This is a genomic window from Virgibacillus sp. (genome assembly GCF_013393565.1).
In the GTDB taxonomy this organism is placed as follows: domain Bacteria; phylum Bacillota; class Bacilli; order Bacillales; family Amphibacillaceae; genus Virgibacillus; species Virgibacillus dokdonensis.
Window position 1 is genome coordinate 1 of the sequence record NZ_JABXHF010000062.1, and the last position, 13444, is coordinate 13444.

Annotated in this window: 12 protein-coding genes and 1 pseudogene; 12 read left to right on the top strand and 1 reads right to left on the bottom strand. The window is 36.6% G+C overall.

The features are described 5' to 3' along the window. From HLX49_RS13080 to HLX49_RS13135, 12 genes and pseudogenes are all read left to right on the top strand, one after another. Nucleotides 1–283: pseudogene (locus HLX49_RS13080) on the top strand (acetyl-CoA C-acyltransferase); the annotation flags it as partial. A 338-nt stretch (nt 284–621) separates the two neighbouring features. After that, nucleotides 622–972, top strand: coding sequence for a MaoC family dehydratase (locus HLX49_RS13085; protein ID WP_296362403.1), 351 nt, complete (start codon nt 622–624; stop codon nt 970–972). A gap of 39 nt (nt 973–1011) precedes the next feature. Continuing rightward, a complete protein-coding gene (locus HLX49_RS13090) occupies nt 1012–1821 on the top strand; it encodes an energy-coupling factor transporter ATPase (RefSeq protein ID WP_101932543.1) in 810 nt (269 codons plus the stop codon). Beyond that, complete coding sequence (locus HLX49_RS13095) at nt 1797–2651, top strand: ATP-binding cassette domain-containing protein (RefSeq protein ID WP_296362405.1); 855 nt, start codon at nt 1797–1799, stop codon at nt 2649–2651. The genes HLX49_RS13090 and HLX49_RS13095 overlap by 25 nt, the downstream gene beginning before the upstream one ends. Continuing rightward, nucleotides 2648–3454 (top strand): energy-coupling factor transporter transmembrane component T family protein, encoded by an 807-nt coding sequence (locus HLX49_RS13100; protein ID WP_296362407.1) that lies wholly within the window; start codon nt 2648–2650, stop codon nt 3452–3454. Before HLX49_RS13095 ends, HLX49_RS13100 begins: the two co-directional genes overlap by 4 nt. Before the next feature lie 727 nt (nt 3455–4181). After that, nucleotides 4182–6059: a beta-N-acetylhexosaminidase gene (locus tag HLX49_RS13105; RefSeq protein WP_296362409.1), complete on the top strand. Its 1878-nt coding sequence runs from the start codon at nt 4182–4184 to the stop codon at nt 6057–6059. Between the two features lie 550 nt (nt 6060–6609). Then, nucleotides 6610–8202 (top strand): beta-N-acetylhexosaminidase, encoded by a 1593-nt coding sequence (nagZ, locus tag HLX49_RS13110; protein ID WP_296362411.1) that lies wholly within the window; start codon nt 6610–6612, stop codon nt 8200–8202. Nucleotides 8203–8293: 91 nt separating this feature from the next. Then, entirely contained in the window at nt 8294–9442 is a 1149-nt protein-coding gene (locus tag HLX49_RS13115) for an exo-beta-N-acetylmuramidase NamZ family protein (RefSeq protein WP_101932539.1), read from the top strand. A 187-nt stretch (nt 9443–9629) separates the two neighbouring features. Next, nucleotides 9630–10487, top strand: a complete 858-nt coding sequence (locus HLX49_RS13120) for a MurR/RpiR family transcriptional regulator (RefSeq protein WP_077706018.1) — start codon at nt 9630–9632, stop codon at nt 10485–10487. Nucleotides 10488–10979: 492 nt separating this feature from the next. Further along, nucleotides 10980–11951, top strand: a complete 972-nt coding sequence (locus HLX49_RS13125) for a GNAT family N-acetyltransferase (protein WP_296362416.1) — start codon at nt 10980–10982, stop codon at nt 11949–11951. Beyond that, on the top strand, nt 11948–12160 hold the full coding sequence (locus tag HLX49_RS13130) for a serine hydrolase (RefSeq protein ID WP_077706016.1): 213 nt from the start codon (nt 11948–11950) through the stop codon (nt 12158–12160). The genes HLX49_RS13125 and HLX49_RS13130 overlap by 4 nt, the downstream gene beginning before the upstream one ends. 26 nt (nt 12161–12186) lie before the next feature. Beyond that, on the top strand, nt 12187–12459 hold the full coding sequence (locus tag HLX49_RS13135; protein ID WP_164085293.1) for a serine hydrolase: 273 nt from the start codon (nt 12187–12189) through the stop codon (nt 12457–12459). Nucleotides 12460–13352: 893 nt separating this feature from the next. Here HLX49_RS13135 and HLX49_RS13140 read toward each other — a convergent pair. Then, on the bottom strand, nt 13353–13444 hold a 92-nt coding region (locus tag HLX49_RS13140), incomplete at its 5' end, for an IS3 family transposase (RefSeq protein WP_296362419.1).

A 13444-nucleotide genomic window follows, 5' to 3' on the forward strand; every position in this document is an offset into this window, starting at 1 on the left:
ACATCTTCGTATTGACGATATTGATCTTGTAGAATTTAATGAAGCTTTTGCTGCTCAAGCGTTAGCGTGTATTAAAAAACTGAAGATCGATATGCAAAAAGTTAATATAGGTGGAGGTGCATTAGCCATTGGACATCCATATGGCGCTTCAGGAGCTATTTTAATAACGCGATTATGTGCAGAAATGCAAATAAACCCGTTTAACAAAGGGATTGCTACACTTGGAATTGGTGGAGGGATAGGGCTAGCTGTATTGGTTGAAGGTGTAAATTATGCGATATAGACAGCAAATTAAACTGACAAATGCTTGGATAAAAAGGTATGCGCGAAGTATTGGAGCGCCATTGCAACAAAAGAATAATGCCTTTATTGCGCCATCGACGATGCCAGCTATATTTTGGCAATGTTTTCCAAATCCACCTCTTCATAATTGTGTTGTGATACATGGAAGTCAACAATTTATCTATAGTAAGCCTTTAGTTTCTGGTATGGTACTTGATTGTGAATTAACTCTTGTAAAAAGAAAAAAGCTAGATACGTATACATTTTTTGTATTCGAGCTAACCTGCAAATATAATAATTGTATTTGCGTAGTTTCTACAATAACTTTAAAACAGGTGGGTGTTTCAACTGAAGTTAAAAGTAACAAGTAAGGAAGTAAAAGCCTATGCAGCTGTTTCAAAAGACCAATCGAGGATACATTTAGAAGAAGAGGAAGCAAAAATTTTAGGGTTTAAACAACCAGTTATACATGGCATGTATATAATGGGGCGTGTGCAGTCGGCATATATAATAAAATATCCATCTAAGTGGTTGGTGGATTATTACATGAAATTTTATCGACCGATATATGTAGATACAGTGATAGATATTGAATTTTCTGAGAGGAAACAATTTATACAGGCGGTTGTCCTGCTTGAAGATGGTTCAATTGCAGCTAAAGGATATCTAGTAACAGAGGATTTACGCTAATGAATTGTCCATGTCGAAGTAGTAGCGGAGGAAGAGTAGATGCTTATATTCGATCAAGTTCATTTTCATTATAAGAAAGATCAACCAGTTGTAAAAAACATAAACTTTGTCATTCAAAAAGGAGAATTTATATCTATTGTTGGTAAAAATGGATGTGGAAAATCAACTATTGCTAAATTAATGAATGGTTTGTTGCTACCAAAAGATGGAGAAATATTTTTTGATAATCTTGTTACAACCAATCCAGTTGAGCGAACCATTATTCAGAAACAAATGGGATACATATTTCAAAACCCTGAAGATCAATTTATTACAACAAGTGTGATGGATGAAGTTATCTTCGGACTTGAAAACATCGGTATTTCAAAAGAAGAAATGGAAATTAGATTAAAAGAATCTTTGTTACTTGTTGACATGGAAAAGTATGCACATGAACAACCGCATAGTCTTTCAGGGGGGCAGAAGCAACGAGTCGCTATTGCAGCAATATTAGCTATGCGTCCTAAGTTAATTATATTTGATGAAGCAACTTCTATGCTTGATCCACAAGGAAGACAACAAATGATGTCTTTAATACATAAGATTCATAAACAAGGGGTTACTATTGTACACATCACTCATCATATGGACGAGGCCATAGAGGCAGAGCGGATTTTACTTATTCATGAAGGTGTAATTGAATACGACGGCCCATCATTGCAATTATTTGAAACATTTTCTGTTGAAAAATATAGTTTACGCTTGCCGTTTGCAATCCGTTTTCAGCAAAAACTTAACGCTAATACAAAAATAACGAAGGATTGGAAAGGGATGATTTATTCTAAATGGGGTACCAATTCAAAAATGTAGGCGTTCAATTGAATCAACGTGCTATTTTACAAAATATACATTGTGTACTTGGAGAAGGGAAATGGATATCCGTTATTGGGCAAACAGGAGCAGGAAAGTCTACGTTTATTCAGGCTCTAAAAGGTTTGGTTCCTCTAGACTATGGAGAGTATTTTATTAACGGGCAACCTGCACCGAAAGATAAACATGGAAAAGCCAAAGTGGTTAGCCATATAGGGTTTGTTTTCCAATATCCAGAGCATCAGTTGTTTGAAACTACGGTCTATAAAGAATTATCTTTTGAATTAAAGCAGATGAATATGTCCAAAAAAAGAATAGAAATGACGATTATCCATACGTTATCACAATTAGGTTTGTCGAAAGAGATTTTGCCACTTGCGACATTTCAATTAAGTGGCGGTCAGAAAAGATTAGTGGCATTAGCTTCCGTCCTCGTAACCAACCCAAAGACGTTCATCTTAGACGAGCCAACAGCTGGATTAGACCCATATATGCGGAAGCATTTATTAAACTACTTAAAAAGCTGGCAGCAAGAAGATAATCGTACTGTTATTATTGTCTCTCATCAAATGGATGATGTAGCTGAATATTCGGATGAGGCGCTAATACTTGGTGATGGTAAATTAATCGGTCATTTTGAAACAGAAACTTTATTTTTAGAAAAATCATTATTACTAGAAAAAGCAGGACTTATTCTTCCAAAAACGATTCAGCTTTTACAAATAATTAGACAATTATCTGGGGAGTCAGTGCTTGTGGATGGATGCAAGGAAGCGGATATTTTCCAAGCAACTATTCCTATCTTGCATAAAAGGGGGTTACATCAATGATGGATTCTGTTATCCTTGGCCAATATGTAAAAAGAGATTCTATTATCCATTATTTAGATCCTCGCAGTAAAATTTTAAGTCTGATAATTATCATGTTAAGTTTTATTACATTAGAATCAACAATGAGTTATATGATTGCAATTTTTTTTGTGCTGTTTATTTTAATTTTGACAAATGTACCGTTTAAAGTATACGTGCTTGCTATAAAGCCATTGTTTTTTATTTTAATAGTTACATTCTTATACCATATGTTACTTACAAAAGGATCTCATGTTATTTTGGATGTCTATTTTTTAACTATCTCTGTTGAGGGGATTGTAGAAGGAATAAGAATTACATTACGAATTATACTATTCATTTTATTAGCATCTGTTTTAACATTTACTACTAAACCATTGACGCTTGCACATGGATTGGAGGCGCTCATGAAACCATTAGCAAAATTAAACTTTCCAGTTGAAAAATTCGCTTTAATGATTATCATTGCAATCCGCTTTATACCAACTATTTTACAGGAATTACAACAGATTTTAACAGCTTTAAAAGCAAAGGGAAATCATATGGAAACATTATCATTAAGAAAGAAGTTGCTTACTTATAATCGTATTTTAATACCGTTGTTAACGTCATTAGTTATTCGTGCAGAGCAGTTATCTATGGCAATAGAAGCTAGGGGTTTTGGGGATGGTAAAAATAGAGTACGGTACCATTCATTATCTTATCGATTATTGGATTATCAAGTTCTGATAGTAGCCCTCTCGTTTTCTTTCTTCTTGCTATATATCAAAGTTTATGGGATATGAGGAGGTTAGGTTCCAGATTCTAAGCGAATTTGCCTATGAAATGAAATCATTGTACACTACAAAACTTCTGGCATATGGTCCCAATTTCAATCCACGCACCTATACAAGGTGCGACGTTTTTTGTTTCGTCATCTATTCGTCCTCCTTTTCATTTCAATCCACGCACCTATACAAGGTGCGACTGCGATTTTCTCCTGTAAATTTCCTAAAAATGCTTTAAATTAACTATTTTAACTATTTTTTAGAGGGGAAAACAAAAACATATGTGTTTTTCTTTATTTTATTCCATTTTATAGAAAAAAACAATTAAATTTTTGGTGCGAATCCCCCAGGGTTTTTATGTGCACTTGGGGTTCGCACCAAACCCAACTCAATTTTAATCTATCCTCTATAACTATTATAAGATAGCTGATGCGATAAGTCATTCCATAAAATAACCATTATCACTATAATGTCAATGTTGTCGTTTTATTTTACCGTGAGAAACCAATACAACTTTTAATAAGCAAGCACCACCTACTGTAGAAAGTAATTTTCTCACAAAAGGTTTAATCAAGCACCACTTGTTTATGTATACTTATATGTTTTATGAAATTAAGTTACAGAAAAATGAAACATTTCTAAATATTAATTTCATTTAAATTTTATTTGTGATATGATGATAATAATGGATAGCCTGAAGATACAGTCAATTACTTTTTTGTGTCAATCAAAGGAGAGGGAAGAAATGAAGGTACAGTTTGCTGGAAATGTAAGCGCTGTATATACTGGTTTGAAAATACTCTCGACAGAATTAGGATTTTCCATAGATGATACGAATGGTTTTCCAATTGATGTACAACAAAGAAAAGGTTCTATTTATATTTCCAAAAACCAGTATAGCGGACAAATCTGTTTTGAAAAGCCGATTCATTTTTTTAGAGCGTTAGGTTTGTGGCTGGAGCAGTACCAACTAAAGCAAGAATTTGAATTGGTAGAAGAAGCCCAATTCGATAGCAGCGGAGCTATGCTAGATGCTTCGAGAAATGCGGTAATGCGTGTATCAGAAATGAAAGCCATGCTACGAAAAATGGCAGTAATGGGATTAAATGTGCTGATGATTTATACAGAAGATACGTATGAAGTAGAAGAATACCCCTATTTTGGTTATATGCGTGGGAGGTATACAGAGGATGAGTTGAAAGCATGCGATCAATATGCTGCTACCCTTGGGATAGAGATGATCCCATGTATTCAGACGCTAGCTCATTTAACAGAAGCGTTAAAGTGGAATTATGCTGGAGAGATGAAGGATACAGCGGATATTTTACTTGTAGGGGAGGCGAAAACATATGCCTTTATCGAGGCGATGATAACGGCTGCTTCCAAGCCATTTCAATCGAATCGAATACATATCGGGATGGATGAAGCACATCAGTTAGGACTCGGAAAATATTTAGAAAGAAATGGTTATGAACAGCGATTTGCGATTATGACTAAACATTTGCAAGCAGTTGTTGCCATGACAGAAAAGCTTGGCTTAAAACCAATGCTTTGGAGTGATATGTATTTTCGACTTGGATCAAAAACTGGTGGATATTATGACCTGGAAGCAGAGATACCTGATGATGTAGTGGCGTCTATTCCTGATGTTCAGCTCGTTTATTGGGACTACTATCATACCGATCAAGCATTCTATCAAACGTTTATAAAAAGACATCAAGTTCTGAAACCAAATTCAGTATTTGCAGGTGGGGTTTGGACTTGGAATGGTATTGCTCCAAACTATGGAAAAGCTATACAAACGACAGAAGCAGCCTTAACAGCATGTAAAAAAGAAGGAGTAAAGGAAGTTTTTGCTACAATGTGGGGAGATAACGGGGCTGAAACGCCAATGACAACCGCATTGCCAATGCTACAACTTTTTGCAAAGCATACGTATCATCAAGTCGTTCATGCTAAAACATGGCAAGCGAGATTCGCGTGCTGTGTAGGTGCTAATTATAACGATTTTATGGTTTTACATCAATTTGATGAAACGCCTGGTGTTTCGGAAAATAATTTACATGCGTCAAATCCTTCTAAATTTTTGTTGTGGCAAGATATTTTGCTCAGCTTATATGATGAAAATATTAAAGGGCTATCTTTAGGCAAACATTATGAACAAATGATCCCGCAATTAACACAAGCAAAAGAACGCAATCCAACGTTTTTTTCTCTATTTGCCTTTTATGAGCAGTTGGCGAGAGTATTAAGTACCAAGGCAGAACTCGGGATACATATCAAACAGGCATACGACACCGTTCATAAAGAGAATATGCAAATGTATTTAGAGCAAATAAAAGTGTTACAGGAGGAACTCATTGAATTAAGAGATACACATAGAGATTTATGGTTTTCTATGAATAAGCCGTTTGGATGGGAAATCATTGAAATACGATATGGTGGAGTGATTACACGTTTGGATACGGTTCAATATCGTATCAAAAAGTGGTTGGCAGATGAAATTGTTGTAATAGAAGAGTTAGCAGAAGATCGTCTTTATTTCGACGGGCCTTACCAAATGCCTGCGGGATCTTTAGGAAGAAATCTCTATCATAGAATTGTTAGCGCTAGTCCATTGTAGAAGGATAGCAGGACAATCATTGAAATGTTAAATCGGAATATTTTTTAAAAAATAAAATAAAGTTTTGGTAAGCGGATAAATATGCTAATATAAAAGAGAAGAAAAAATCTTTTGCACAAGCGGTTTGTTTAAAAAGTGCTACATCCAAGTTTGAATGACCAAGGTGTACAGTTTACGTATATGAAGTCCGTACGCACACTGGGAAAGAGTCTTTATAATGTGGCTACACCTACAAGAAGCAAGAATTGTTTTAAATAATCCGAAGATCATTATCTAGAAACATCTCATAAACCTCCAAGAAATGGATAGCTAGTAATAATAGGAGCAGGTAATCAGTCCCTTGGATGCAAGGTGGTTCCTCTTTTGAGAACAGCATAAGCTTGGCTTTTGCGTGTGAAGAGGCTCAAGCAGCCTTGAAGAAAGCGTCCGCCTGTAGTGAAAATCGACGGATTCAAACACGTATACAATCTTGATTAGGAAACAAATAAAATGTTAGAAATAATAGGCAAATAGCAGCGCCTAAATATACTTATACCAGAGGGTGTTTTCCATGAATAAAAGCCTTGTGAAAGAAGTAGGAAAATTATTGGTTATTGGTTTTCCGGGTAAGGAAGTTCCTGACTATATTAGGAGAATGATGCATCAATACCATATTGGCGGTATGATCCTTTTTAGTAGAAATATCGGTACACCGGAAGAGGTGCTTCGCCTTACGACAGACTTGCAAAAAGAAGCAAAAAAAGCAGGCTATACCCATCCGTTACTTATATGTGTAGATCAAGAAAATGGGGTCGTTCGTCGTTTAGGTGAAGGAACAACAATATTTCCTGGAGCAATGGCGTTAGGTGCCACGAATAATCCTAAGAATGCCTATCACATCGGGCTAGCAACTGCGAAGGAACTAAAAGCACTGGGGATTAATTGGAATCTTGCACCTGTTTTGGATGTGAATAATAATCCAGATAACCCTGTTATTGGTGTCCGCTCTTTTGGAGAGTCAGCTGAAATGGTCGCAGATTTTGGTAGGCAAATGATGCAAGGAATGCAAGATGGTGGCGTGATAACGACATTAAAACATTTCCCTGGTCATGGTGATACAAATGTGGACTCCCATCTTGATTTACCCGTTATTTCTCATCATAAGGAACGATTAAAAAAAGTTGAGCTACTACCTTTTCAAACAAGTATAGACGCTGGCGCTGATACGGTGATGTCCGCACATGTGTATTTTCCAGCTATTGAATCAAAGCAAGGTGTTCCAGCTACATTATCTAAAAAGGTCATTACTGAATTATTAAGAACGGAATTAGCATTTGACGGCGTTGTAACGACAGACTGTTTGGAGATGCGTGCAATTGCCAATGGAGTTGGGACAGAACAGAGTGCCGTGGAGGCTATCAAAGCTGGTGTTGATTTACTTATAATTTCTCATACAGCTAACAAACAACAAGATACGATTCAAAAAATCATTCAGTTAATAGAAGCAAATGAGTTAGATCGAAGTTTTATTACGCAATCCATTAGACGAATAGACTCCCTAAAGGAAAAATACTTACATTGGGATGATATCCAGCTTGTGGGTGAAGAGGCGGTTCCAAAAGTTATAAACTGTAAACAACACGAGGAGATAGCTTATCAAATGTATAAGGAAAGTATAACGGTTGTTAAAAATGAAAACGTTATCCCGGTTTCCTTAAAGGAAAAGGATCGCGTGCTTGTCCTTTGGCCAAACGATGGAGGGACGATGGGGGTGGAAGATAAACGGCATACGACACATGCGCTAGATGAAGCAGTAAAGAGCTATCATAAAGAAGTTGACAAGATAGATGTCACGGATGATATGACAGCACTTAATATAGAAGAAATCGTTGCTAAAGCACATCATTATGACTTTATTTTTGTTGGTACGTTGACCATTACGATAGGTAGTAAGCAGGTAACGCTAGTTGAAAAGTTAGCGCAAGCTCAGTTGTCATTTGTCGTTATTGCCATGCGAAGCCCCTATGACTTGCGGTATATCCCACAAGTGAAAGCATATATCAACACATATGAATTTACTTATCCCGCTTTACAGGTAGCAGCGGGAGCAGTTTTTGGCAAGGAGAAAGTAAGTGGTACATCTCCTGTAACGATATTTCCATAATAAAAAAGGTAGATCGTATTGCTAAAGTGCAGGAGATTGAACATGATTTTACTTTATCTTCCAGATAGAGATGAAAGTGGGGACACTTTATATGAAGCTCGGGTTGGAAGTGTTTTTAGAAACAGCATACAAGCAGTTTAAACATCAAAAAATTGGTCTAGTAACGAATATGACGGGGGTAAATCAACAGTTAATTCCTGCTATTGATTTATTTTACCATCACCCACATATTAAACTTACTGCACTCTATGCTCCTGAACATGGTATACGAGGGGACGCTAAAGAAGGGGAAAAGGTTACTTCAACTGTTGATCCTTATACGGGGCTACCAGTGTATAGTCTTTATGGAACGACTAGAAAACCGACAAAAGAGATGCTTGAACCTGTAGATGTCATTGTTTTTGATTTACAAGATATTGGTTCGCGGTATTATACATTTATTTATACGATGGCATACGTGATGGAAGCGTGTATGGAAGAAGGAAAGCATGTTGTCGTGCTGGATCGACCTAATCCAATCGGCGGTATAAAAATGGAAGGTAATGTAGTAGAAGAAGATGTTCGTTCTTTTGTTGGGCTCTTGCCAATTCCGAATAGGCATGGCATGACAGTTGGCGAACTTGCTGTTTTATTTAAACATGTATTTGGTTATTATTGTGAATTGACGGTGATTCATATGGTTGGTTGGAGGAGAACGATGTACTTTGATCAGACTGGTCTATTCTGGGTGCCACCTTCTCCCAACACGCCGACACTGGATATGAGTATGCTGTATCCGGGGACTTGTCTCGTTGAAGGGACGAATTTATCAGAAGGTAGAGGTACAACGAAACCATTTGAAGTTATTGGTGCTCCGTTTATAGATGGGCAAATATTAGCTAGCGCTTTTAATCAAAGAAACATCCCTGGTGTGCTAGCCAGACCGACATCGTTTACACCTTTTTATCAAAAATATAAGAATCAATTATGTGGAGGCGTTCAACTTCATATAGAAGATCGTCATCTGTTAAACTCTGTAGTAACAGGTATCCTATTACTTGAAATTGTAGCTTCACTTTACCCAGATGCATTTTCATTTATAACGAATGAAAACAATAAATACTTTTTCGATTTATTAGCTGGAACAAAATCGCTCAGACAATTTATTTTAGAAGAAAAGGCAAAGGTGTTTGTAAATGCTTGTGAAGATGAATTGGAATCTTTTCGACAAGTAAGAGAACCGTATCTTTTATACCAATAAGTGGTTTCGACCTACGTAAACACTAACTTTGCTGGAGCATAAATTCTATTATAACGTGGGCTATCCTTATACAATGAAGATTAGAAAAAACTGGTTTATAGCCAAATTGATAGGGTGACGTCGTTTTGCTTATACGATAAAACTACTATAGTGAAAAAAGAAATAAAATACAAAGTGAGTTGATAGCATGACAAATGGTGGTTTAATTATATTAACGGAGATGTTGGAAAAATTACCTCCTTCTGAAAAAAAGATTGCAGCTTATATTTTAGATCATCCACAAGAATCGATTTCGCTAACAGCAAATGAGTTAGGAAAGCGGAGTTCTACGAGTGGTGCAGCAGTCATACGTTTATGTAAATCACTTCATTTGAAAGGATTTCAAGATTTAAAATTAAGGATTGCTGGCGATTTACAAAAGCCAGATGATCATGTAGGCTACCAAGATATCCAACCGAATGAATCGGCAAGTTCTATTATTAAAAAAATGACCGATAACTCCATTCAAACTATTAGGGAAACAGCTGATTTATTGAATACAGAGGAGCTACAAAAAGCAGTCGATGCACTGAGAGAAGCTAGGCAGATCCATTTTATTGGGGTAGGTGCTTCCAGTATTGCTGCAGAAGATGCCCAGCATAAATTTTTACGCATTGATAAAACAGTATATGCTTTTAAAGATATGCATATGGCTGCAACGCTCGTGGCAAATACTTCAGCGGACGATGTGGTGGTAGGTATTTCTTTTTCAGGGGAAACGCAAGAGATCACGAAAATATTACAATTAGCAAATGAAAATCAAGCTACGACGATTAGTTTAACCAAGTATGGAAGTTCGAATGTAGGCGATCAAGCGAAGATCAATTTATATACGTCAGCGACAAATGAACCGACTTTTCGAAGCGGAGCTACATCTTCTAGGGTTGCCCAATTGCAAGTTATTGACATCCTCTTTATGTGTGTTGCTTCGTTACAATATGAGGATAGTGTCAAGCATTTAGGGGCAACGAGGGATGCGGTTGATTTCCTTAAATGGCAATGGTGAAAATATAATTTGAATGGTAGATGGAGGGTTAGCTCATGAAGGGTTAATCCTTTCATTTTACTACAGGAAAGTAAAATTTTAGTTTTGATGGTAGAAGAAAAACAAAGAAGACTTTTGTCATATGACTTGTTGACAAGCCAAGTTTTTCTCATGGGGGCGATTATGATGTGTTTTTTAGGTATTGATGGCGGAGGGGCGAAAGCAAAGGGCAGGGCGTGAATGTGGACGAATTAGGAATGGGAGAATCTACTTCTAGTTAAAACATGTTTCTAATCAAGCAGAGCCAATTCCTATTGTTTTAGCAGGTGGTATATTTAGCTAGATTGATTTATTTCAGATCAATTGCTACACAGGAAAGGGATGTACAGCTAGTCTTACAAAAAGTGGAGCCTGTCGTTAGGGGTGGTTCGCCGTCTTAAAAGTAAAAAATGTCGTCATTGATGCGGTTGCATTTGTAGAGAACTACCATCAATCGAGAAAGAAGCTGATGAGATGAAAACAGTAGCTTGGGACGAAACTTATGTTGAAAAGTTGATAAATCTGTGGAATCGGGAGTTAGGGCTTGCATTCCCAATGCGTGATTCCCTTTTTAAACAAAATAGCGTTCAAGATAAAAATGTGTGTCGTGATAGTTCATGGATTGTCTTAAATAATGACAATGATGTTATCGGTTTCATTATTGTGAAAGTGTGGCAGGAAAAGATTCAGGTGCAAATGTCTAAAACAACAGGCTGGATTCAAGTGCTTCTCGTAGATCATCGATATAGAAATAAAGGGATTGGGACAAAGTTGCTTGAACATGCAGAAGAAGTTTTACATAAGCAAGGAATACAGCAAATTTTGCTAGGCCGTGATCCTTGGCATTACTTTCCGGGTATTCCAATCCATAATGAACAAACAAAACAGTGGTTTTTCGCAAGAGGGTATAAAGCATATGGAACGGAGCATGATTTATTAAAAACGTACAATAAGACCACCACAGTTACAAAGCCTGACTTTCCAGAAATCGATTTTTCTGTACTTCATACAAGGGAAAAGAAGAATTTCTTAGCTTTTTTACATCGTTGTTTTCCAGGCAGATGGGAATATGAAGCAATAAAGTATTTTGAATTTGGTGGAACAGGTCGTGAATTTGTCGTCATGAGAAAACGTGGACGACTCATTGGATTTTGTCGAATTAACGATCCCAATTCACCCATTATTGCTCAAAATGTCTACTGGGCTCCGTTATTTGAAACAGCACTTGGTGGCGTAGGGCCATTAGGTATCGATGCTTTAGAACGTGGGCAAGGCTATGGTTTGGCAGTAGTGGAAGCGGGAATTGCTGAACTGCGAAACCGGGGTATACAAAAGATTGTTATTGATTGGACGGGACTAGTAGATTTTTATAAAAAGCTAGGTTATGAGGTTTGGAAAAGCTATACCTCATTTAAAAAGCTATTGGAATCAGGAGGCGATTCATGAGACAAGTAGTTTTAGATGTTCTGCAAAAAGAAATGGACCTGAAGCATATACCTGCTGTCGTTATACAAGTTTCTTATCAAAATGAAGTAGTGCTCAAGGAAGCGATAGGTAATCGCGTGGTTTATCCAACCCAAGCTCCGTTGCAACTCAATACAATGTTTGATCTCACCTCCCTTACCAAAGTAGTTGCCACTTTACCGCCTTTTTAAAGTTAGTCGATAATGGAGAAGTGCGTTTGGATGACTTGGTTAGCTTTTTTCACCCTTTATTTGCACAAAATGGAAAAGAAAGCATTCGACTAGGGCATGTACTAGCGCACACATCAGGATTAGCAGCACATCGCCACTTTTATAAAGAAGGACTTGGGGGGGAGGAAGTACTTGAGCAAATTTGCAAGGAAAAAATGACATATACGTTAAATAAAGAAGTGTTATATAGCGACCTTAACTCTATGATTCTTTACAATTTAGTGGAGGAAAAACTGTGGAATATTTTGAATCCTTTGTAGAAAGAAAAATTTTTCTACCTTTGGAAATGACCGAAACGCTATGCAGCAACGGAGTATAACGGGTGCATAGGTGGGTATAAACGAGGTATCGTTCATGATGATAACGCGCATTCCATGGGAGGAGTGAGTGGATATGCAGGCTTGTTTTTCTACAATAGTTGATTTGGTAAGTTTTGCTTCGATATTGAAAATGGCGGTTGTATGTGATGCATGCCAATGTTGTTTTGCTCTAGCTTTTGACGCACGATTTTACTCCTTACTCCGTATGCGCCTTATTTACTTTTGGTGATTAAACCTTACAGATAAATGTTTAGATTTCAACCCATCGTTGTATAGATTGTTAAATGTGTGAATTTAAGGAAATTGATATTTTAGATGTGGGTGGAGCATGCTATTGTCAGTAAGAAGTACAACACACAGTTGGTTTAAAACTTAAAATAATTCCCAAGTACAACAATAACTTTATCCTTGTAAGATAAAAAGAGATACATACCTCATAATCTTATTTGATTATTTGAATAATTATGATAAAGTGTTTGTAGTAGAAAAATATTTGAGGTGTAAGAATGGAAATATCATTAAGTTTATTTATAATATGTAGCATAATCTTTTACTTCATACTCTATGTTGTTATTGAAACAGCTGTAAGAAGAGGTATCGATTCATCAAAGACAAATGAAATGATTGGAAGAATTTATGAAAAAATTAACAAAGAGCACTAAGCCTTTTTAAAGAGAAATATTTTTGAAGCTAGAAAGAAGCTAGGGAACTCTTTCTCTTTATTTTATGGTTTCGAAAACTCTTGACTTTGCCAACGGTTATGTAAAACTTCCAGCCGCAGAGCAAACCACCAGTATATGAAGTGACCCCATAAAGTTAGACAGATAATTTTACTAAGCAGCTATTAAAGTCTGAATTCGGTATTGTACCGGGCTCAGGCCTTTTAGTTTTGCCTTGATTCGTTTGTTGTTATAGTATTCTATAT